Raw genomic sequence first — 22,756 nt, 5'->3', positions numbered from 1 at the left:
CTTGATTATGTCTATTCATCAAGTACCGCTAAATTTAAAGCAATTTCACACTGGGTTCATTCGCTCAAGTTCAAGGATTAAACCAGAATGATCAAGCTCACCGTCTCCGGCAGCCAGCATATTTTCAAATAATTGGCTGACTTGTTGGGCAACAGGTAAATTTAACTCTAAGGATTTAGCATAACTAACGGCTGTATGAATATCTTTATGCTGGTTTCGAGCAGTACCTCCCGGTTTAAAATTTCGACTTAACATACGCTCGCCATGTTGCTGTAAAATTGGAGAATCTGCAAAACCTCCTGTGAGTGCTTGTTTGAGCTTAATAGGGTCGGCACCGGCTTTACTAGCAAGCAATAAACCTTCACTCACTGTTGCAATGGTGGTTGCTACAATCATTTGATTGACAAGTTTTGCGAGCATTCCACAGCCAGCCCCGCCCACTAAAATTGGGCGCCCCATTGCACTTAAAATAGTTTCAGCCTGTGAAAATGTTTTAGCGTCACCGCCCACCATAATAGCAAGACTTGCATTTTGGGCGCCTTTTTCTCCACCAGAAACAGGAGCATCTAAATATTTAAACCCTCTTTCTCTACATTTGTCACCTTGTACTTTTGCAACTTCAACGGGTATCGAACTCATGACAATAACCGTACTTTCAGGTTTTAGCTGTGAAGTCGCGCCGTGTTCTTTAAACAGGATTTCATCACAGGTTTTTCCATCGCTAAGCATACAGATTAGAAACTCTACATCTTTCCCGACTTGTTCAAGGTCAGAGCAAACTTGGGCACCAGCTTCTTTTAAACTATCTGCTTTAGATAAAGTTCTATTCCAAACCTTAATTTGATGGCCTGCTTTGAGTAAATGCATAGCCATTGGCAGTCCCATAATGCCTGTACCCACAAATCCGATGGTCGCCATTATTTCATCTCCGTAGCAGTTCGAACTTTAAGTTGCTGCTGTTCTACTTTTAAGCTATTCGATTTTAGCTTTGCTAATAACAACAAGCCCAAACCACCCATCGCTACAAAGCCAGCAATTGCAAGGAATGCCACTGTATAGGTGCCTGTGGTGGTATATAAATAGCCAGTTAAATATGGACCAGTAAAACCACTTAAATTACCTACCGAATTAATTAATCCAATTCCAGCTGCGGCACCAACACCCGTTAGAGTTTGCCCAGGAATGGTCCAGAAAATGTTAATTGCGCTAAATACACCAATTGCGAGCAGAATAAAGCCGACAATAATTGCCCAAGGCTGATTCACAATAAGTGCAATCGCAATGGCTAACGCCGCCATAAGTGCAGCACAAGCACCGTGTTTATAACGCTCTTGTTTACGGTCAGAACGGCGGCTCCATAAAACCATTCCAACAGCTGCAAATGCATATGGAATTGCTGTAAGTAAACCATTTTGAATAAGGCTAATTTGCATACCAAATGTGTTACGGAATGACTCTAAAACACTTGGTAAGAAGAAGAACATTGCATTTGAACCAGAAGTAATTCCAAAATAAACAACCGCCATAATCCAAACTAAAGGATTTTTAAATACTTGTTTAATGAGTTCACCTTTAGTTAAAGCAGCATCGGCAGATTGCTCTTTTTCTCTTTCTTCACGTTCAAGCGTATTCATGAGCCATTGACGCTGCTCAGCTGTTAACCACTCTGCTTCTTTAGGGTTATTGGTTAAATATTTAAGGCAAATTAGTCCTAAAATAATAGAAGGAATCCCTTCTAGCACATACATCAAACGCCAACCTTCATAGCCAATGGTATTGCCCCATTGCATAAGGCCGACTGAAATTGGTGCTCCAATAATTTGAGCAATTGGCAATCCAAGATAAAACGTTGCAAAAACTCGGGCACGATATTTTACAGGAAACCATAAGGTTAAATAAAAGATCACACCGGGAAAGAAACCTGCTTCAGCAATACCCAGTAAAAAACGTAAAACAATAAACTGCGTACCGCTATGAATAAAACCCATGAGTGCGGCAATGATTCCCCAAGTAATCATGATTCGGGCAATCCAGATTCGCGCTCCAAACCGATGAAGCAAAATATTACTCGGCACTTCTGCAATAAAATAACCTAGAAAAAATACACCCGCCCCCAGACCAAAAATGGTTTGAGTAATTCCAAGTGCATCATTCATATGTAACGCAGCAAAACCAATATTGGTTCTGTCTAGGAATGCCATAATGAATAAAATAATGAGAAACGGGATAATTCTGTTCGAAATACGTTTGATTGTCTGCTCTTCGAGAGCAGTTACATTTTTGATATCTTCCATAATAACTCTCACATCAACTGGCGATCACTGCCATTAATTTTGGGTATCTTCTATATGTGCCTGAATCACGCTTTCAAAATTTTTATCTGCTTGGAAACCTAAAGATTCGGCATATTCAGCTTTCACCTGAACAGGCCAACTTTGAACAATACGTTGAATGGTTTTGTCTTCTTGCCATTGCACCAAATCAGTTGCTTGTTTGCCCGCAACTTTTTCAAGCGCTTCCAGCATTTGTTTAACCGTAACTGTTAATCCCGGTAACGGAATAATTCGGTTATCTTGAAGTACATCTGAAGAAATTGACGCCGCTTTAATCATCGACTCAACACAACGTCGCGGTGAAGTAACAAAAACTGGAGTATCTGACTGGACTGGGCAAACGGCCGTTTCACCTTTTAACGGTTCGCGAATGATTGAACTAAAAAATGTCGATGCCGCTTTATTGGGTTTACCAGGACGAACCACAATAGTCGGTAGTCTTAAAATACGGCCATCAATAAAGCCTTTTCTTGAGTAATCCGAGACCAGCAATTCTCCTACGGCTTTTTGCATGCCATAAGAGGACTTTGGTGTAACCACTGTCTCATCTGTCACAATCTCTGGCAACTGTCCGCCAAATACAGCACAGCCACTGGCAAAAATGACTCGAGGCGTGGTTTGTTTCTTTCTTAATTCTTCTAATAAATTTAAGAGTCCATACAGATTAACATCCATACCTAAATCAAAATCAGCCTCGGCTGCCGAGCTCACTACAGCAGCCAAATGCCAAACAACATCAATATTTTCTGTAATATGAGCAACTGTAGTTTTATCGGTAATATCACCGATAATCACTTCAATTCTTGGGTCTTGAGGCAAATCATCGCCTGCAAATGCATCAAACAGAATAATTTTATCGATTGGCTCAGGTTTATTGTTATCTAAATTCAAACTGCCAGTTTTTAAGATCTCTTTGGCAATTTGTTTTCCAATAAAACCTGTTCCACCAGTGATTAGCACATTCATACAGAGGTCCTTTCCTAGTTTTTATTCACTTAAAAACTTTTGTAATTGTCGTGAATTAAACGATAAGGACTCCTTTCAATAATTTCCAATGAATAATTTCTAAATATTGATAACTTTTTAATATCAGTTTTATCTTTATAAAATTACTAAACAAAGTAGGTTTTTCTTTTAATTTTAAAGCCTCAAATCTCATCATGCTTTGAGGCTCGGTCGTTTATTTACGTTTCGCATTTTTAAGCAAGATATTAATAAATGCTGATGCAATATCAGAAACTGGTTCATCTTTACGCGTCAAAATACCATAATCCTGTGCATCTAAAATTAGATCTGTTTCTAAAATCTGTAATTGCCCTTCTTTTACCTGATCAATAACCATCGCTTCGGGCAACATCCCCACCATAGGCGCCCCTTTTAATATCTGTAAAAAGGTCTGCATCGACATGGTATTAACCGTATTTAAAGGAATTTTGACTTTTGCTCGGGCAAATGCGCCTTCCATACGTTGTCGAATTGGCGTGCCTTTAGGATAAAGCACCCATGGCCAATTTAATAATTCTTCTAATGTACAAAACTTTTTCTTGGCACATGGATGAGCATTATTAACAACAATGCAAAACGGCTCCGGGCCTAAAGGTTGGAAATCAAAAAACTGGCTTTGCGTCACATCGGTAAAACGGCCAATAGCTAAATCTAAAGTGTGTTCACTTAGCATTTCCATTAAATGGTCGCTGGTCTGTTCAACAACATCAATAGAAAGTAAGGGCCATTGTTTTTTAATCTCAATAATTGAATTTGGTATCACCACCGCGGTTGCTGCAAAGATACCACCTACTTTTAAAAACCCGTGACCGCCTAACCGTAAAATTTCAATATCTTCGACAAAATGCTTTGCATCGTTTAATACACGCTGAGCATATCGAATTACATGTTCGCCTAAAGCCGTTACTGGCATATTTCGAGGTAGTCGTTCAAAAACAGGAAAGCCCAGTAAACCTTCTATTTCCTTTAGCATTTTACTCACCGCGGGCTGACTTAGGTTCATCTGCTCGGCTGCCAAATGCATGTTATTGGTCCTCGCCAAAGTTTCTAACAACACCAGATGTTTGAATTTCAACCAATTATTTAAACTTGCGTAAGTCAAATCAGCCATTTATAAAAATCCTTTTCGATAACTTTTCGTTATTAATAATTAAATTATTACGATTGGTGTTTATTAAATAAGAAACATATCATGATTTCAAATAAAAGAAGGATGCTTTAAATGAACTTTACGTTAAATTCCCAGAACTCATTACCAGACGACGCTACCCAAGGATGTTTAATAGGTCGTGCATGGATTCCAAATCAAATTTCCGGTCCATCTCCAATTCTTTTAAAAGGTAATCAGGTTTTTGATATTTCTGAAAAGTTCCACACTATTTCCCAGTTACTTGAAAGTTCGGATCCTTTAAAAGCTTTAGCTGAAATTGAAGGAAAATTAGTTGGCTCAATTGATGAGTTGTTTGCCAATACTGTCGCCGAGCCAGATACAAACAAGGCATATTTTTTAGCCCCTATTGATCTGCAAGTAATTAAAGCAGCTGGTGTCACCTTTGCAGCAAGCATGTTAGAACGGGTGATTGAAGAACAAGCGGGCGGCGATGCACAAAAAGCTCAATCGATCCGTGAAGTTGTACAAGGCGTAATTGGCGATAATTTAAAAACAATCGAACCCGGCTCGGAAAAAGCTCTTCAACTCAAAGAGTATTTAATTGAACAAAAAATGTGGTCTCAATATCTTGAGGTGGGTATTGGTACCGACGCTGAAATTTTTACTAAAGCACCTGTTTTAGCAGCTGTGGGAACAGGCCAAAATATTGGTATTCACCCAAAGTCTGAGTGGAATAACCCAGAACCGGAAGTCGTATTAGTTGCCAATAGCCACGGTAAAATTTTAGGCGCGACTTTAGGTAATGATGTGAACTTAAGGGACTTTGAAGGTCGTAGTGCCCTCTTGTTAAGCAAAGCGAAAGATAATAATGCATCTTGTGCAATTGGCCCGTTTATTCGTCTTTTTGACTCTACCTTTAGTTTAAATGATATCCGCGCTTGTGATGTTGAACTCCAAATTCAGGGTACAGATAACTTTGTGCTCAATGGCATTAGTTCTATGTCTCAAATTAGCCGTGATCCCGAAGATTTAATTCAACAAACCCTCAATGAAAACCACCAATATCCAGACGGTTTTGTTTTGTTCTTGGGTACTTTATTTGCCCCCACCCAAGACCGTGAGCAAGCTGGTGCGGGCTTTACCCATAAAGTTGGTGATGTAGTTCGTATCCATTCACCAAAGCTCGGTACTCTATACAACACGGTCATGACCAGTGACAAAGCAATGCCGTGGAATTTTGGCATAAATGCTTTGATGCACAATTTAAAACAACGTGAATTACTATAATTTTCACGTATTATCGATCGTTTGAATTGCAAAATTCATCTCGTGAATAAACTAAATTTCAAAAAGTATGAGTGAAAGGATCAAAAAATGAATGATCAAAATAAACGGATTTTTTTACGTAGCCAAGAATGGTTTGATGATCCTGAACATGCCGATATGACCGCTTTGTATGTTGAGCGTTACATGAACTATGGTTTGACCCGTGCCGAGCTACAATCAGGCCGCCCTATTATTGGTATCGCACAAACCGGGAGTGATTTGACCCCTTGTAACCGTCACCACAAAGAGCTTGCTGAACGTGTGAAAGCAGGCATTCGTGATGCTGGCGGTATCCCGATGGAGTTTCCTGTTCACCCGATTGCAGAGCAAACCCGTCGCCCTACTGCTGCACTCGATAGAAATTTAGCTTACTTAGGTTTAGTTGAAATATTACATGGCTATCCACTTGATGGTGTGGTGCTAACAACGGGCTGCGATAAAACGACACCTGCATGTTTAATGGCAGCCGCAACAACAGATATACCGGCAATCGTGTTATCTGGTGGGCCAATGCTAGATGGTCACTTTAAGGGTGAATTAATTGGCTCAGGCACGGTGCTTTGGCATGCAAGAAATTTACTTGCCACGGGTGAAATTGACTATGAAGGCTTCATGGAAATGACGACTTCCGCCTCACCTTCAGTTGGGCATTGCAATACCATGGGCACCGCACTTTCAATGAATGCATTAGCAGAAGCTTTAGGTATGTCTTTACCGACATGTGCAAGCATTCCAGCGCCTTATCGCGAACGCGGGCAAATGGCCTATATGACCGGCAAAAGAATATGTGAAATGGTTTTAGAAGATTTACGCCCTTCTAAAATTATGAACAAACGATCATTTGAAAATGCCATAGCGGTAGCCTCAGCATTAGGTGCATCAAGTAACTGCCCTCCTCACCTCATTGCAATTGCTCGTCATATGGGGATTGAGCTGAGTTTAGAAGACTGGCAACGCGTTGGAGAAAATATTCCACTTATTGTGAATTGCATGCCGGCGGGCAAATATTTGGGTGAAGGTTTCCACCGTGCTGGCGGTGTTCCTGCTGTTTTGCATGAATTACAAAAAGCAGGTGTTTTACATGAAGACTGTGCATCAGTCAGCGGTAAAACAATTGGGAAAATTGCTAAAAATGCAAAAACCTCAAATGCAGATGTCATCTTCCCTTATGAACAACCATTGAAACATGGCGCAGGTTTTATCGTGCTGAGTGGTAATTTCTTTGACAGCGCCATTATGAAAATGTCTGTAGTGGGCGAAGCATTTAAGAAAACCTATTTATCTGACCCAAATAGTGAAAATAGCTTTGAAGCACGTGCAATCGTTTTTGAAGGTCCCGAAGACTACCACGCACGAATTAATGACCCTGCTTTAAACATTGATGAACATTGTATTTTGGTCATCCGTGGTGCTGGAACAGTTGGCTATCCGGGCAGCGCAGAAGTCGTCAATATGGCTCCCCCAGCGGAGTTAATTAAAAAAGGTATTGATTCACTGCCTTGCTTAGGAGATGGCCGTCAAAGCGGTACGTCTGCCAGCCCTTCAATTTTAAATATGTCACCCGAAGCGGCTGTAGGCGGCGGCATTGCCTTACTTAAAACCAATGACCGTTTGCGCATTGATCTCAATAAACGTTCAGTCAACGTACTCATTTCTGACGAAGAGTTAGAACAACGCCGCCGTGAATGGAAACCGACGGACTCTGCATCTCAAACACCTTGGCAAGAAATGTATCGCAACCTGGTAGGTCAATTATCTACTGGTGGTTGTTTGGAACCCGCAACTTTATACATGCGAGTCGTAAACCAAGACAACCTTCCAAGACATTCTCATTAATTTCAGGATATTTGTTATGACCATTATCGGACACAACTTTATTGGCGGTTCACGTAGTTCACAAAGTTCCACTTTACTAAAAAGTGTGAATGCAACAACTGGCGAAGCTTTGCCTTATGAATTTCGCCATGCAACCGAGCAAGAGGTGAATCAAGCCTGTGAAGCAGCCAGTCAAGCGTTTAAGACTTACCGCCATACTTCACCTGAACACCGTGCTGCCTTTTTAGAAAATATTGCCGATGAGCTCGATGCTTTGGGTACAGATTTTCTTGAAATTGTCTCACAGGAAACGGCTTTGCCACTTGCACGTTTACAAGGTGAGCGTGCCCGTACCAGTGGACAAATGCGTTTGTTTGCCAAAGTGCTGCGCCGTGGTGATTTTTTAGGTGCCCGTATTGATACCGCTTTACCTGAGCGTCAGCCTTTACCTCGCCCAGACCTGCGTCAGATTAAAATCGGTGTCGGTCCTGTTGCAGTCTTTGGGGCAAGTAACTTTCCTTTAGCATTCTCAACTGCGGGTGGAGACACTGCTTCGGCACTGGCCGCAGGTTGTTCTGTAGTGGTGAAAGCCCATAGTGGACACATGGCGACAGCAGATTTTGTAGCGCAGGCAATCGAACGTGCCGTAGAAAAATCAAATATGCCTAAAGGTGTATTTAACATGATCTATGGTAATGGCGTGGGTGAACCTTTAGTGAAACATCCTTTAATTCAGGCTGTGGGTTTTACCGGTTCACTTCGTGGTGGACGAGCTTTATGTGACATGGCCGCAGCCCGTCCACAGCCAATTCCCGTATTTGCTGAAATGAGCAGCATTAACCCGATGCTGATGTTACCCGAAGCCTTAAAAAACCGTGGTGAAAAGATTGCACAGGATTTGGCAGATTCAGTAGTGCTCGGCTGTGGTCAGTTCTGTACCAATCCGGGTTTAATCTTGGGAATTAAATCAGCCGAATTTACTCAACTCATTAGCAACCTAACCAAAATTATGGGTGGCAAACCTGCACAGACTATGCTGAATGCCGGCACCTTAAAAAGTTATACCGCTGGTCTTGAGCACTTAACCGAGCATCAAGGCATTAAGCATTTGGCAGGTCAAACCCAGCAAGGCAATCAGGCACAGCCACAACTCTTTAAAGCGGATGTTGAGCTGTTACTGGCGGGTGACCAGCTTTTACAAGAAGAAATCTTTGGGCCAACTACGGTCATCATTGAAGTGGCAGATAAAGCCCAACTCATTCAGGCCTTACAAAGCATGAATGGGCAACTGACTGCGACTTTAATTGCCGACGAAGCAGACTTAACCGAGTTTGCAGATGTAGTTCCAGTGTTAGAGGAAAAAGCTGGACGATTACTCATAAATGGTTATCCAACGGGTGTTGAGGTGTGTGATGCGATGGTGCACGGCGGGCCATACCCAGCCACCTCTGATGCACGAGGGACATCGGTTGGAACCTTGGCAATTGACCGTTACTTGAGACCTGTGTGTTACCAAAACTATCCCCAAAGCTTATTGCCAGAGGCTTTAAAAGATAGCAACCCGTTGCAGATTTTAAGATTGGTGAATGGTGAGATGACCAGAGAAGCGATCTAATAAATAAAAAAGAGACCACAAACTGGTCTCTTTTTTATTTCTACATCCAGAGCTTATAGATAAAATAAAATTTCCTAAATTAATTTGGTTTGTAATTGATATTTTTTAAAAACAAATCAACCGCATACTCAACCCAAGTACTAATTTCATTCTCTGATATTAAATAATCAGGATGCGTCAAACATTTTAGATGAGCATCACTTCTTAATAGCGATAAAAATATATTCGCAGCAACTTCTGAAGAAGAGCTTAATTCAATTTCGCCCTGTTTAACGGATTTTACTAGATATCCTGCAATGATATTTGCTAGACGCTGTGGACCCAACTCAAAGAATTTTTCAGATAACTCTGGGAATCTTACAGCTTCTGCAATACAAACTCTAAAAAAAGCCAAGCCTGAATGCGATAATATAAAACACAGATAGGTCTTCCCAATTTCAGTTAGTGCTGATCGTAAATTATCGGCTTTTGTCTCAACTAAAATAATTTGTTTTTGCATGTTGGTACATTGACGTTCAATCACCGCTGCAAACATCGCTTCTTTATTCTTATAGCAACCATACATCGTTGCTTTTGAAACCCCTGCTTCCTTTTGAATCATGTCTGTCGTTGTGCCACTAAAGCCGTGGATCAAAAAAAACTTTGTTGCTGCATCCAGAATTTTTTGATCTTTTTCATGAGCTTTCGTTAAACCAGACATATTGACCTTATAAAAATTTTAGCGATTTCGTTCTAAGTGTAACTCATCGAAAAGTTCAAAATCGAGAATTGACGGAAATTTAATTAAAGAGTAGAGTACCGATCGGTACAGTACAGTAAATATCTACTCCGTGCAATGAATTGATGTTTAAGATTTAAGGTAAAAGATGAATACAAAGCCACTCATCGGTTTAGCAGGTGCAATATTTGCTGCAATGACTGTTGAATTTAATAACCGAATTACCAGCATTACTTTAGTCGACATTCGAGGTGCAATGGGCATTAGTGTCGACTCGGGTTATTGGGTTAATAGTATTTACGCAAGTGCGATGATTATTGGAATGATCCTGTCTACGAGTTGGGCAGTCATTTTTTCTATGCGCAGAGTTCTTCTTTTTGCTATAGGACTTTGCCTTTTTTCTAGCGTTTTAATTCCTTTTAGTCCAAATATCGAAATCTTTTATCTATTACGTGGTTTACAAGGGCTCGCCAATGGTTTAACGATTCCTTTGCTCATGGCCTGTGCGCTTAGATTTTTAGGACCTGACATTCGGCTATGGGGATTAGCCTGCTATGCATTAACTGCGACGTTCTTTCCCAACTTAAGTGCTGCACTCTCAGCTTTTTACTTAGATGTAATTGGATGGAAAATGATATTTTTCCAAACTATTCCGTTTTGTGCGCTAAGCGCTGCACTGGTTTATTTTGGTATTCCCCAAGATCCATTGAATTATTCAAGAATAAAAACTTACGATTGGATGGGTGCCATTTTAGCGATTATTAGCTTAGCCAGCCTGAGCACCATGTTATTGCATGGCAACCATTTAGATTGGTTCCATTCTCAATTAATTTGTGTATTAGCCTTAATTAGTGCAATAACTTTACCTTGGTTTTTCATACATGAATGGCGTTATCCGTCACCATTGATTAAACCGCAAATGCTCGAAATCCGAAATTTTGCTTATGCTGTTTTCGCACTCTTTTGCTTTGTCATTATTGGTATGTCCACAAGCACATTACCACTCAATTACTTAAGTGCTGTACATGGCTATAAACCCACTCAGACCATGTGGATTGGCTTACAAATTGCGGCACTGCAATTTATCTATATTCCTATTGTTGTGAAGCTTTTAAATCAAGCTTGGGTGGATAGCCGATATGTACACGGATTTGGTTTACTTCTGGTCATTGCGGGTTGTCTAGGTGCAAGTCAACTTGATACCACATGGAATCAAGACCAATTTTATTTTTGGCATGCAATCTCATGTCTGGGGCAAACCTGTGTCGTGCTCTCGCTCTTAATGATGGGTACAAACAGTGTTCACCCAACCATGGCAATTTATGCATCCCCTATGATTAATACCCCACGTGCTATTAGCGGTGTACTAGGTGTGTGTATTTTGGACTGGGTCAATCGAGTTCGCGGTGAATACCATTCAACACGACTGATTGAAAATACTGCTCAACATGTTTTCCAAAATATTCAAGGCCCTGTTATTAACCCACTTACTCCACCTGTGCTCACCGCAAATGGTGCAGATCGTGTTTCAGGTGGTTTATCTGCCCTAAATTCTGCGATTCAAGCGCAACAATCAGTTTTAGTTATTAGCGATCAATATCTCATCTTAGCTGGCCTTACCGCTATTTTGTTTATCGTGATGTTGATTTTGCCAGTTCGAACTTATCCGCCACGTATTGCTCTCATTAAGTTAATGAATAGTCATAACTCAGGAAAATCTTTATGAGTACTCTCGAAGCCCAAGACACCACCCATACCGAACCACCCAAGTTAACCAAGGTGCAATTTCTCAAAAAGCATTGGGTTATGGCTATTGCGTTTATTATTGTCTTAGCATCTATTTTATGGGTTTTAAAACTTATATTTTTACCCTCTTCGGTTGTTGAAACAGACGATGCACGTGTAGATGTAGAGTACTCAACAATTGCCCCAAAAGTATCGGGCAATATTGAGGAAATTTACATTAAAGATCACCAGACCGTAAAAAAAGGCCAACTTTTAGCGCGGATTGATGCACGTGATTATCAAGCTGCTTTGGCTGAGGCTGAATCTAATTATGCAAAAGCGCAAGCTGACCTGAGTGAAGCAATGCTCGCAGTGGATAGACAACCCACTATCATTCGAGAAACTGAAGCACAGCTGAGAAAAGTAGAAGCTGGAATTAAACTCACCAAAGATAATACGGCTCGTTATGAGCAATTACAGGCACTTGGAGCGGAGTCTAGATTAATTACACAGCAATCTAAGACTACTTTGACTGAACAATATGCTGACTTAGACAGCAGTAAAGAAAAAGTGATTGATGCACAGTATCAGCTCAATCAATACAAGATACAGGTACAAGCCAAACAAGCAGCCCTTAAACAAGCCCAAGCGGCGCTTGATAAAGCAAAACTGAATTTGAGCTATACAGAGGTTCGTGCACCTATTGATGGCATGATTGGTCAAAAGTCAGCTAATGTAGGTAACTTTGTGAGTGCTGGTAATCCACTCATGGTGGTTGTTCCTTTAGATCAGGTTTATGTAGAAGCCAACTTCCGTGAAATTGAGTTAAAAAAGATCAAGATCGGACAACCAGTTAATGTCTATGTAGATGCTTATAATGTTGAATTAAAAGGTGTGGTAGATAGCTTCTCTCCTTCAACTGGCGCATTTTTTTCTCCAATCTCGGCGACCAATGCAACAGGTAACTTTACCAAGATTGTTCAGCGCCTTCCTTTACGAATTAAGCTTATTGAAAATCAAAAAGACGTTAAATTATTACGCCCAGGTTTATCGGTTTTAGTCTCTATTGATACGACTAAATAGTTCGTCTAGATCTTGGAATATGAGAAAAAAAGAGACCATTTATGGTCTCTTTTTTAATTAATCTAAATTCATGGCAACCGTTCTAGTTGCTTTACGCTTTCGCGTGACGAACAATCCACAAACCACCACAAGCGAAGTTACCCCTAAAGATAAAGTCGTTTCATAACTATATGCTGGCGAGAAGAACATATAAGCCAACACACTTAAAATAATAATAATCACAAACCAAGTCAGCCATGGGAATAACCACATTTTAAATGGTATTTCCGCTCCAGCTGCCTCGAGCTTATGTCTTAAACGTAGTTGTGAGAACGCAATAACCAAGTACACCAGTAATGCAATTGACCCTGTGCTTGAGAGCAATAAGCCAAATACTTTTCCAGGGAATACATAGTTAATGACACAACACACTAAACCAATGAAAGTTGAAGAAAATACTGCAATTGCAGGTACACCCGCATAATTGATTTTAGTTACGGCTTGTGGCGCTTCACTACGAGTGCCCAAACGAAATAGCATACGAGAGGACGTATAAATCGCAGCATTCATACAACTCGCAACGGCGATAAACACGACCGTATCAATGATGAGTTTAGTGCCCGGTACGTTCAAGCTCATTAAAACGTATTGGAATGTTCCGTACTTTTGTAAGTCTGGTGAACGCCAGTCGACAAGTGAAACGGCAATAAACATCGAAACTACAAAGAAAAGGATAATACGGTACAACACCAAATTGGTAGCGCGTCTGATTTTCTGTTTAGGGTTTGATGATTCTGCTGCTGCAATCGAGACAATTTCTACACCAAAGAATGAAAATGCCGTAATTAAAATTGCCGATAAAATTCCGCCCATACCGTGCGGCATAAAACCGGCGTTATTGTATAAATTGGCAACGCCGCTAACATTTTTAGCTAAAGGCCAAATACCTGAAATTGCCAAAATACCAATAATAATGAAACCAATAATGGCCACTACTTTGACCAAAGAAAACCAGAACTCAAACTCACCAAAACTTTTGGTACTAAAAAAGTTGGCCAAGCTTAAGAACACAATAAAACAGAATGCATAGATAGAAACTGAAACGTTCGGAAACCACGAATGTAAAATTTCAGCACCAGCAATGGCTTCTACAGGAATCGCAAGCACCCAAAACCACCAATATAACCAACCAATGGTAAAGCCTGCCCAAGGGCCAATCGCTTTACGGGCATATGTAGAAAATGAACCAGTGTCTGGTTCTAAAACGGCCATCTCACCCAACATTCGCATCACCAGAAATACCATAATGCTGGTAATCAGGTATGCAAGAATCACCGCTGGGCCTGCCTTGGCAATTGCAGAAGATGAACCGACAAATAAACCTGCACCAATAACACCACCAATACTAATCATTGTAATATGGCGATTTGAAAGTCCTTCGCCTAATTTTTTTGTTGTATCATTATTCATATTTCAATCCTTAAAAATATATCTATAAAAACAATCTATTACATGTTTAAAATCCTACGGTAATGAAAAAGGGAAAACTTATTGTTTTCCCCTTGTTGCAATAATTAATTTAAAGTTGGCATTGAAAATTGTTTTGCTTCACGGACCTGAGCAGACGGCCAACGTTGCGTAATAGTTTTACGGCGTGTGTAGAAACGGACACCATCTGGACCATAAGCATGTAAATCACCAAACAACGAACGCTTCCAACCACCAAAACTATGATAAGCAACAGGTACTGGTAAAGGTACATTAATACCGACCATACCAACTTGAATATGGCTACTAAAATAGCGCGCAGCTTCCCCGTCACGGGTATAGATACAAGTACCGTTGCCATATTCATGGTCATTAATGAGTTGCATGGCTTCTTGCATAGTATTCACACGCATAACTTGCAACACAGGACCAAAAATTTCTTGTTGGTAGCTGGTCATGTTCGGCGTGACTTGATCAATTAAAGTTGGCCCAACAAAGAAGCCTTTTTCATAGCCTGCCGGTTTTGCATCACGACCATCTACTACAATTTTTGCGCCTTGCTGTTCTGCACTTTGAATATAGGCTTGTACCTTGTCTTTATGTGCTTGGGTAATAAGTGGCCCAAAGTCGTTGCTTGCATATGCATAGTTGCCGAACTTCAATTTTTTCATTTCTTGAGTTAGCTTATCAATGACTACATCGGCAACTTCGTCACCAATAGCAACTGCTACCGAGAGTGCCATACAACGTTCACCTGAAGAACCAAAAGCTGCGCCTAACAATGAAGTTACTACGTTATCGATATCGGCATCAGGCATGATAATCGCGTGGTTTTTTGCCCCACCTAATGCTTGGCAACGTTTGCCCGTGGATGTTGCTGTACGGTAAATATATTCAGCAATTGGTGTTGAACCTACAAAGCTGACTGCCTGAATACGAGGATTATGTAATAAGGCATCTACCGCTTCTTTATCACCATTCACCACATTAAACACGCCGTCAGGTAAACCCGCCTGCTTTAATAATTCTGCAAGGTATAAAACCACAGAAGGTGCTTTTTCCGAAGGTTTTAAAATAAAACAATTACCGCAAACCAGTGCCATTGGGAACATCCACAAAGCCACCATAGCTGGGAAGTTAAACGGTGTGATCCCAGCGACAATACCTAACGGTTGGAACTCGCTCCATGAGTCGATATCTGGACCGACATTTTTTGAATATTCCCCTTTTAAAAGCTCTGGTGCACCGCAAGCGTATTCAACATTTTCAATACCACGTTGTAATTCGCCTTGAGCATCATGAGAAATTTTACCGTGCTCTTGTCCAATCAAAGCGCAAATCTTTTCAGCATTTTGCTCTAATAATTGTTTAAACTTAAACATGACTCGTGCACGTTTAATGACTGGTGTATCTCGCCATGCAGGAAATGCTTGCTCGGCTACCTGAACTGCTTCATTTACCGTTTGAGCATCTGCAATTTCGACTTCTTTACTAATTTCACCCGTCGCAGGATTGTAAACTGGCTGTTTTCTTGCCGTTTTAGATACAATTCTTCCTTGAATGAAATGCCCTAGCACTTTTTTGGCTTGTTCACTATGCGTACTATTTTCAGTTGAAACTTCTTCATAGCTAAAATCTTCTAGGCCATTTGTCATTGTTGTTACTCCTTACTACAATTAGTTTTTAGATCAAACTGTATTTTTCATTTAGTTTTTAAAGAGCATCTATAGACTTTACCGATGCTCTTAAAATGTCTATAAGCCTTAATTCACTTGATAAAGTGCATCGCCAACGGCATTCAATAAGCGGTCAATATCAGCCTCTGTACTGTTAAACATTGGACCGAACTGAAGCGTGTCGCCTCCAAAGCGAACATAGAATCCTTCTTTCCAAAGTTTCATACCAAGCTCAAAGCCTCGGATGGTGGCATCGCCATCACGTGGTGCTAACTGCAAAGCACCAATCAAACCACAGTTACGAATATCTAAAATATGCGGTGAGCCTTTTAAGTCATGCAGCATTTTTTCAAAAGTTGGTGCTAACGCCGCAGATTGAGCTAACAGGTTTTTCTTTTCTAAAACTTCAAGCGCAGCTAAAGCAGCCGCACAAGCAACCGGATGTGCCGAATAGGTATAGCCATGGGTAAATTCAATGGCATGCTCTGGTAAGTCTTGTTGCATAAAGGCTGAGTAAATTTCATGGCTTGCCACCACACCACCTAAAGGAATAGCACCATTGGTCACCTGTTTCGCAAAGTTCAAAATATCTGGTGTTACCCCAAAATACTCTGCTCCCGTCCACGTTCCTAAACGGCCAAAACCTGTAATTACTTCATCAAAAATTAATAAGATGTCATGCTGATCACAGATCTCTCTTAAACGTTGTAAATAGCCTGTTGGCGGTACAATACAACCTGCTGAACCAGAAACAGGCTCCACAATGACGGCTGCAATATTTGAAGCATCGTGTAGCTCAATTAACTTAAGCATTTCATTGGCAAGTTCTATCCCACCTGTTTCTGCACAACCTTTGGTAAAAGTTAAATTCGGCTGCAAGGTATGCGGTAAATGGTCTACATCCATAAGCTGACCAAACATTTTACGGTTGCCACCAATCCCACCTAAGCTTGTTCCAGCAACGTTTACACCATGATAGCCACGGGCACGGCCAATCAATTTAGTTTTGCTTGGTTTACCTTTAATGCGCCAATACGCACGTGCCATTTTGATGGCAGTATCTGCTGACTCTGAACCCGAGTTGGTAAAGAAAACGTGTTGTAATTTTTCAGGCATATGCTGAACAATTTTTTCTGCCAACTTAAAAGACAACGGATGACCAAACTGAAAAGCTGGCGAGTAGTCGAGCTGACCTAATTGAGCACTCACCGCTTGTTGAATTTCAGGAAGCGTATGACCAGCACCACAAGTCCATAGGCCTGAGAGTGAGTCGTAAATTTCACGGCCCGAATCATCAATTAGATATGATCCTTTTGCGCCCACAATCATGCGCGGGTCTTTAGCAAAGTTACGATTTGCAGAGAAAGGCATCCAGTGTGCTTGATAATTTATATGCATATTGTTATTAGTTTGAACCGCATCCAAAGTATGCTCTGAGTCGCTAAATTTATCCGTATCAAACATAACCATTCCTGTTTATTTTCAAATTATGGTTTGAGTGTACATAGCGTAATAAGTTTGATAAATTCAAATTATCTTGAGTTTAGATTTAAAAAAACAAAACTAAATGAAACCTAAAAAATTAAATCAAGTCACTGATTTTGATATTAAATTACTTAAAATATTTAAAACGGTATGTGACTGTCACAGCTTTACATCTGCCGAAAGTATTTTAGGTATTAGTCGTTCTGCAGTTAGTTTGCATATGAGTGATTTAGAAAATCGTTTAGGCATTCGGCTATGTCAGCGAGGCCGTGCCGGATTTGCCCTGACCGATGAAGGACGGGAAATTTTAGAATATATAGAAGTGCTTACGGCAGCCATTGAAGACTTCCGCTCTAAAGTCAACCAAATGCATAACCGCCTTAAGGGTGAGTTTAATATCGGCATTATTAACAATCTTGTGACTATGCCTAGAGGCTATATCACCAATACCTTGACTCAACTTGCCGAGGAACATGCCGAAGTGATTATTAACATTAGTATGAGTACTCTGTCAGATATTGAATGCCGTGTGCTCGATAACCGTTTACACGCAGGCGTTATCCCCCTTGTGACGCCATTGTCTGGTCTAGACTATTTTGATTTATATAGCGAAAGTTCATTTTTATACTGCGGCAAAAACCATCCGTTGTTTAGCCAGTGCAGCAACATGAATCTAGATGAGTTAAAAACATGGCAAGCAGTCCTTCCTAATTATGCCATCACACCAGAAGCAGCAAAGTTGCACCAACTTTTAGACTGTAAAGCGACAGCAAGTGACCGTGAAGGCATCGCATTTCTGATTTTAACTGGAAAATTCTTGGGTTTTTTACCCGACCACTACGCAAAAAAATGGGTTGAAGATGGTTTTATGCAAGCTGTTTCAAAGGAGAAAATGCATTACAGCACACCTATTTGTTTAATTACTCACAAAGGCAAAAACCACAATATTATTTTAAAAACCTTTATGGAAATGCTTGAGAAGCGGATCGTTGCGGGTTAAAAATCTTTATATTAATAGAGCTGTTCTATTATTCATGGAAGTATAAAATAGTAACTAATTAAGAATAAGTTACTATTTTATAGGATGAAGCCCATTTTAAATGGGCTTCATGTAATTAATTTTCTTTGAGTAATGAGCTAAATATATTTAAGAGTTTAATTCCAAGTGACGAGATTTTAAGTTAATATCGCCATCAAAATATTTACCAGACAATAATTTAATTTTGAAGAAAATCATAAAAAATTTAAATTTAGCCTTTTAGCCTCGGCTTCATCACCATACCACCACACCGCTTTATCTTTGACTTTAGCTGACCTCTCTTCATCAACACCATAATATTCCTCTGGATATTTTGGATAAGAACTACCATCTTCAAATCTAGTTAATGTAGTCGTGTGTACAAATAAATCATAAGTTTGTTGATGACAATTTGGACACGCAGGTAATGATCTCAAAAACCTTTTTAGATTATCTTGAATATATTCACGATAAATAGGCCCGCTATCTGGAATATTTTTAGGTTTTGTCTCATTTAAAATAGGATCGCTACGTCCTGTTATCCATAGAATAGTATGACAATTCGCACATTGCGCACCCAATGGTTCTGCTCTTTCATATTCATTCACTCCGTACTGCAGACCATTCTGTTGATATCCATTCAAATAATAAGGTACTACAGCTATTTCACTAGCTGCTACTTGGTGTAAACTTCTCATTGTATTTGCTCCTTATTTCTTTAAAATCGGCTTATCAAGCACTGGTTTAATCTTAGCAGCATCATAACGCCCCCCAAATAACACTACAGCACGGTTATTGTTTGAACCTGTATTACGGCTACTATTATAGATAATACCTGTGTAACCTTTGTCATAGGCTTGGTTCGCAATTCTATTTGTATACGCATATATAGCTTCTTTTTTAGCCTTTTCTGCATTTGAATAACCATCTGGCGCAATTTCAGTTAGTTTTTTTTGATCAATCCCCATTTGTTTCAATATTTTAGGATCGGTTAAATCTAGCATATTCTTAACCTCAACCTGTCCCACAAATAAAGACTTTCCATTTACAGCCTGTCTCACTTCGAAATAAGATGTAGCAATGTTTTCACCAAAATAGATATCACCACCTGTAGATCTATGATTAAAATCTGAGAATCTATAAAGCGCACGGGGATTTGTACTCAAGGGAGTAAATTGAGGATCATATATTTTATGTCCATCTAAATTGACTGCAATACCTTTATCCGAAATAATTATTGGATCTTTTAAAACTTTGTAGCCAACTTTTGCTGCTACTTTTTCTGTCAGGATCACTCCACCTTTAGCAAGACTAGCGCCACCAGCGAATAAACTCGCTACATCAGCTGTAAGTTTGCCCGCTTCTAAACCTGCATTATATGAGCCTTTAATACCAGCTTTTTCATATTCTGATTCAAGCTTATTAATACGGTTCGTATAATCTTGTTTAATAGCATCACTAATATTACCTAGAGCGTTTTCACTATTGATAACTTCTTTGATTGCTTTATAGGTTTGTATTGGGCTAAGAGCCATTTTTGCCAAACCCACTACCGACTCAGCAACAGAGGTCGGAATACCTACTGCAAAGCCTGCTGCATAATTTGCATCTTGTCCTGCACTAATTGCAGCCCATTTAACAACTACTCCACCACAAGTAAGAACATTACAATCTTTAAGTTCTTGACTCTTTTGCTTCTCTTGCACATGGTTCAAATAATTATTGCTAACGGCTGTATCTGCTGCATTTGCAGCAGCAGTCACATCATATCCTACATACGCAGCAACCACCCCAGTGGTAAGTTTAGTAATGTTGAGAATTTTTGATTTTTCTGCTTCCGTATATTCAATGCCATTTGCTGGTTTGAACATATTTTCTGCAATGACCTCACCTAAAGCGGCTCCTAGTGCTCGTGACTGACATTCTTTGTCAATCACACCAGTTGCACAACCCGCTGCAGCATGCGCAGCAATAGCAACAACTTTACTCACAAAGGCATTGCTACTCATTCCTAATGTGTCACCAATAGCACCTGCTAATGGTGCTTGCAGTGAGTTTGCCAATCCTGCTAATAAAGCTTTTTCCAGTCCTTCGCTTAGGTTTCTACCATTAACAGCAGAATCTATCAATGTACTGCCAACACCTTGTATCATTCCAGTAGCCATATTATTGGCAATGTCATTCACAATAGCATTACTACTGATATTTAAGTTTGTCGCTACCCCATTCAACAATCCAGCAGTGACTACTGATGCTGCTAAATTCTTAACAGAATCTTTACTTCCTAAATCTTTTAGTGTTTTGCCGATATCTCCACCGTTATTAATTAATCCTACACTTGCTTGAGTTGCTAAACTTGTAATAGCAGCATTTGCCATAGCCCCAAGCGTAGAAACACCTGTAATTGTTGTAACACCTCCCACTGTTGCAGTTGTAACGCCTGCTGAACCAATCATACTTGCGCCCAAACCAACTGTAGTCCCACTTGCTGCTGTTCCTCCAGCCGCACCTGCCGCTGCAGCAGTTCCTGAACCCATCGTAAGAATTGTCACAATAATAACAATAATCGCAGCTCCAGCTGCTGTTAAACCTTGTGATTTATAGTCCCAGTCTTTTTGAGTTAATAGAACTGTTTGCCAATCTACATCTTTTCGGTTTACCAATTCTTTTAAATATTCATTTCCTGGTTTTTTAGATAAGTCAAGAATCGCATCACGTAGCTCTACTTTATTAACATCTTTTTCACTAATTGGAACTTGTACACTTAAACCACCAGCGGCTTTAAAAGTAGGTAAAACTGGACCATTAAAACTTGGTAATTGAGCAGTTTCAGTGATAGAACCTTTATCCTGCATTGATTGCCAGACTACAGAGTTTTTTTCTTTTTTTAACAAGTCAGTAATAGAGGTTTTAGCAGCGATGAGCTCTAACTTACCGCCAGCTTCAAGTGTAGAACCGATTAAATATTCAAATTCTGTTCCAACAAGTTTTGTATCATAAACTGATTTTGTCCCAATATAATCTGCTTTTAAGGTTGCTGGTATTTCAGTAACTTGAGTACGCGTTGCATTTGTTTTAGAGGTGTTGTATTTGATTCCAGCAAAAGATGATTTTTTCGTAATATCTACATCACTCCTAGAACTCTCTTCCACTGTATAAAGGTTAAGATTTCCCCCAGAGTTAATAGAAATTGTTCCACCCTCAGCAGTAAAGCGCCCAGAATAAATATCAATATTATTATCTGGGGTTTTAGCATCTACAGATGGATCTAGTTTCTTTGTCTCAATAGAAATATTCTTTGCAGAAATATCAACTGATGCCGCATTTGTGCCATTATTTTCAGAAACAGTCGTAATATACTTTTTCTTTAAACCACCCCATGATTTTTTCTTTTCAGTAGTTATTGATCGATCATAACTTTGCTCAATAGCTGCATCAAATAAAATACTTTTATTTGATTCTATTTTCACATCACCATTTTTTGATGTAATACCGGTAGCTTGTAAAACTAAGTTATCATCTTTAGTTTTACCTACAGTTCTAATGTTAACCCCTTTATCCCCATTAATAATAGAAGGGCTGACTAGTGTTCTCATACTATAATTTTGATCATTTTCACTGCCTTTATCATAAAAATCTGTATGACCATCAACAATAATACTTGCATTTAATATTCTTGGCTGGGGATTAGTCTCTGTAGTGGTTGTAGATTTATACTGTTCGGCTAAAACACCACTTGCTTCTAAATTAACTTGTCCTAATTGAGCAGAAATATTTCCTCCACTTATAGATAAACCTTTAGCAGAAGTAATATTTATATTTCCTGATTTTGAAGTTAATTTAGCTTCGGCATGTTCTGAACCATTTATCTCTGTATTATAAAAATCAACTTCCGCCTGTAAGCTCCTTAAATAATTTTCATCATATTTTGGCTCAAATGAATATAATGCATCAAAGCGGCTACTTCTTTGTGGTACAGCAATAATACTATGGAATAATGGTACATCTGATCCAAATATAAGAAGCCTTGGGTTTGGTCTCACTGGGTATTTGGAAATAAAATCTTTATAAAGATTATAATGCTTCACATATAAAGTATAATCATAATTACTAGAAGCATAATCTTCATATGCAGTAACCATATTATCATAATCGGTAAAAAACTGTTGTTGTTTTAATAAATCTAAACTACTTAATATAGAATTTTTTAAATTATTGGCTTCAGTAAACTTTTCTTCTTTCTTTCTCTTTGCAAAACTATTTTTTACCCCATCAACTAACACATCATCTTTACTTGAAACAATCTTAATATCTTTTTGTGCAGTTAACTGTGAACCTTGAATATCAACTTTAGCACCCTCTAAATTGATACCACCATT

16 protein-coding genes are annotated in these 22,756 nt (G+C 39.5%); 6 read left to right on the top strand and 10 right to left on the bottom strand.

Annotation, left to right across the window (positions count from 1 at the left end; translation table 11 throughout):
• Window positions 1-45: 45 nt before the first annotated feature.
• From ACTJJG_RS15895 to ACTJJG_RS15880, 4 genes are all read right to left on the bottom strand, one after another.
• Entirely contained in the window at window positions 46-918 is an 873-nt protein-coding gene (locus ACTJJG_RS15895; protein WP_057070861.1) for an NAD(P)-dependent oxidoreductase, read from the bottom strand.
• Window positions 918-2,294 (bottom strand): MFS transporter, encoded by a 1,377-nt coding sequence (locus ACTJJG_RS15890; protein WP_230445303.1) that lies wholly within the window; start codon window positions 2,292-2,294, stop codon window positions 918-920. Before ACTJJG_RS15890 ends, ACTJJG_RS15895 begins: the two co-directional genes overlap by 1 nt.
• Window positions 2,295-2,327: 33 nt before the next feature.
• The gene (denD, locus tag ACTJJG_RS15885) at window positions 2,328-3,299 is read right to left on the bottom strand and encodes a D-erythronate dehydrogenase (RefSeq protein WP_233752345.1); all 972 of its coding nucleotides are present in this window, start codon (window positions 3,297-3,299) and stop codon (window positions 2,328-2,330) included.
• Window positions 3,300-3,513: 214 nt separating this feature from the next.
• Window positions 3,514-4,449, bottom strand: coding sequence for a LysR family transcriptional regulator (locus ACTJJG_RS15880; protein WP_017385943.1), 936 nt, complete (start codon window positions 4,447-4,449; stop codon window positions 3,514-3,516).
• Window positions 4,450-4,560: 111 nt separating this feature from the next.
• Here ACTJJG_RS15880 and ACTJJG_RS15875 point away from each other — a divergent pair, with 111 nt between their 5' ends.
• The 3 genes from ACTJJG_RS15875 (at window position 4,561) to ACTJJG_RS15865 (ending at window position 9,205) form a co-directional block, all read left to right on the top strand.
• A complete protein-coding gene (locus ACTJJG_RS15875; protein ID WP_057070864.1) occupies window positions 4,561-5,736 on the top strand; it encodes a fumarylacetoacetate hydrolase family protein in 1,176 nt (391 codons plus the stop codon).
• A gap of 87 nt (window positions 5,737-5,823) precedes the next feature.
• The gene (locus tag ACTJJG_RS15870) at window positions 5,824-7,611 is read left to right on the top strand and encodes an IlvD/Edd family dehydratase (RefSeq protein WP_230445301.1); all 1,788 of its coding nucleotides are present in this window, start codon (window positions 5,824-5,826) and stop codon (window positions 7,609-7,611) included.
• 16 nt (window positions 7,612-7,627) lie between these two features.
• Complete coding sequence (locus ACTJJG_RS15865; protein WP_230445300.1) at window positions 7,628-9,205, top strand: aldehyde dehydrogenase (NADP(+)); 1,578 nt, start codon at window positions 7,628-7,630, stop codon at window positions 9,203-9,205.
• 79 nt (window positions 9,206-9,284) lie between these two features.
• Here ACTJJG_RS15865 and ACTJJG_RS15860 read toward each other — a convergent pair whose 3' ends face one another.
• Window positions 9,285-9,905, bottom strand: a complete 621-nt coding sequence (locus ACTJJG_RS15860; RefSeq protein WP_075383032.1) for a TetR/AcrR family transcriptional regulator — start codon at window positions 9,903-9,905, stop codon at window positions 9,285-9,287.
• Window positions 9,906-10,071: 166 nt separating this feature from the next.
• Here ACTJJG_RS15860 and ACTJJG_RS15855 point away from each other — a divergent pair, with 166 nt between their 5' ends.
• Both ACTJJG_RS15855 and ACTJJG_RS15850 read left to right on the top strand, forming a co-directional pair.
• The gene (locus ACTJJG_RS15855) at window positions 10,072-11,649 is read left to right on the top strand and encodes an MFS transporter (RefSeq protein ID WP_161282191.1); all 1,578 of its coding nucleotides are present in this window, start codon (window positions 10,072-10,074) and stop codon (window positions 11,647-11,649) included.
• Window positions 11,646-12,731 (top strand): HlyD family secretion protein, encoded by a 1,086-nt coding sequence (locus ACTJJG_RS15850; RefSeq protein ID WP_002113815.1) that lies wholly within the window; start codon window positions 11,646-11,648, stop codon window positions 12,729-12,731. Before ACTJJG_RS15855 ends, ACTJJG_RS15850 begins: the two co-directional genes overlap by 4 nt.
• Window positions 12,732-12,788: 57 nt before the next feature.
• Here ACTJJG_RS15850 and ACTJJG_RS15845 read toward each other — a convergent pair whose 3' ends face one another.
• From ACTJJG_RS15845 to ACTJJG_RS15835, 3 genes are all read right to left on the bottom strand, one after another.
• A complete protein-coding gene (locus ACTJJG_RS15845; protein WP_017385957.1) occupies window positions 12,789-14,180 on the bottom strand; it encodes an amino acid permease in 1,392 nt (463 codons plus the stop codon).
• 104 nt (window positions 14,181-14,284) lie between these two features.
• On the bottom strand, window positions 14,285-15,853 hold the full coding sequence (locus ACTJJG_RS15840; protein ID WP_440608976.1) for a CoA-acylating methylmalonate-semialdehyde dehydrogenase: 1,569 nt from the start codon (window positions 15,851-15,853) through the stop codon (window positions 14,285-14,287).
• A gap of 108 nt (window positions 15,854-15,961) precedes the next feature.
• Window positions 15,962-17,344 carry an aspartate aminotransferase family protein gene (locus ACTJJG_RS15835; RefSeq protein ID WP_079381144.1) on the bottom strand — a complete coding sequence of 461 codons (1,383 nt, stop codon included), beginning with the start codon at window positions 17,342-17,344 and terminating at the stop codon, window positions 15,962-15,964.
• A gap of 97 nt (window positions 17,345-17,441) precedes the next feature.
• Between ACTJJG_RS15835 and ACTJJG_RS15830 the strand changes: the two genes are divergently transcribed.
• Window positions 17,442-18,359, top strand: a complete 918-nt coding sequence (locus ACTJJG_RS15830; protein WP_017385960.1) for a LysR family transcriptional regulator — start codon at window positions 17,442-17,444, stop codon at window positions 18,357-18,359.
• A 233-nt stretch (window positions 18,360-18,592) separates the two neighbouring features.
• Here ACTJJG_RS15830 and ACTJJG_RS15825 read toward each other — a convergent pair whose 3' ends face one another.
• A complete protein-coding gene (locus ACTJJG_RS15825; protein WP_017385962.1) occupies window positions 18,593-19,075 on the bottom strand; it encodes a hypothetical protein in 483 nt (160 codons plus the stop codon).
• A 12-nt stretch (window positions 19,076-19,087) separates the two neighbouring features.
• The coding region (locus ACTJJG_RS15820; protein ID WP_440608975.1) for a DUF637 domain-containing protein at window positions 19,088-22,756 on the bottom strand (3,669 nt) is incomplete at its 5' end.

The sequence above is a fragment of the Acinetobacter sp. 22512 genome (genome assembly GCF_052044755.1).
In the GTDB taxonomy this organism is placed as follows: Bacteria; Pseudomonadota; Gammaproteobacteria; order Pseudomonadales; family Moraxellaceae; genus Acinetobacter; species Acinetobacter pittii.
This window is presented reverse-complemented; position numbering and strand designations above follow the sequence as displayed.

Excerpts from the sequence above, each read along its gene's own strand:
- ACTJJG_RS15895 (WP_057070861.1), bottom strand. The coding sequence starts at position 918 with ATGGCGACCATCGGATTTGTGGGTACAGGCATTATGGGACTGCCAATG.
- ACTJJG_RS15890 (WP_230445303.1), bottom strand. The coding sequence starts at position 2,294 with ATGGAAGATATCAAAAATGTAACTGCTCTCGAAGAGCAGACAATCAAA.
- denD (WP_233752345.1), bottom strand. The coding sequence starts at position 3,299 with ATGAATGTGCTAATCACTGGTGGAACAGGTTTTATTGGAAAACAAATT.
- ACTJJG_RS15880 (WP_017385943.1), bottom strand. The coding sequence starts at position 4,449 with ATGGCTGATTTGACTTACGCAAGTTTAAATAATTGGTTGAAATTCAAA.
- ACTJJG_RS15875 (WP_057070864.1), top strand. The coding sequence starts at position 4,561 with ATGAACTTTACGTTAAATTCCCAGAACTCATTACCAGACGACGCTACC.
- ACTJJG_RS15870 (WP_230445301.1), top strand. The coding sequence starts at position 5,824 with ATGAATGATCAAAATAAACGGATTTTTTTACGTAGCCAAGAATGGTTT.
- ACTJJG_RS15865 (WP_230445300.1), top strand. The coding sequence starts at position 7,628 with ATGACCATTATCGGACACAACTTTATTGGCGGTTCACGTAGTTCACAA.
- ACTJJG_RS15860 (WP_075383032.1), bottom strand. The coding sequence starts at position 9,905 with ATGTCTGGTTTAACGAAAGCTCATGAAAAAGATCAAAAAATTCTGGAT.
- ACTJJG_RS15855 (WP_161282191.1), top strand. The coding sequence starts at position 10,072 with ATGAATACAAAGCCACTCATCGGTTTAGCAGGTGCAATATTTGCTGCA.
- ACTJJG_RS15850 (WP_002113815.1), top strand. The coding sequence starts at position 11,646 with ATGAGTACTCTCGAAGCCCAAGACACCACCCATACCGAACCACCCAAG.
- ACTJJG_RS15845 (WP_017385957.1), bottom strand. The coding sequence starts at position 14,180 with ATGAATAATGATACAACAAAAAAATTAGGCGAAGGACTTTCAAATCGC.
- ACTJJG_RS15840 (WP_440608976.1), bottom strand. The coding sequence starts at position 15,853 with ATGACAAATGGCCTAGAAGATTTTAGCTATGAAGAAGTTTCAACTGAA.
- ACTJJG_RS15835 (WP_079381144.1), bottom strand. The coding sequence starts at position 17,344 with ATGGTTATGTTTGATACGGATAAATTTAGCGACTCAGAGCATACTTTG.
- ACTJJG_RS15830 (WP_017385960.1), top strand. The coding sequence starts at position 17,442 with ATGAAACCTAAAAAATTAAATCAAGTCACTGATTTTGATATTAAATTA.
- ACTJJG_RS15825 (WP_017385962.1), bottom strand. The coding sequence starts at position 19,075 with ATGAGAAGTTTACACCAAGTAGCAGCTAGTGAAATAGCTGTAGTACCT.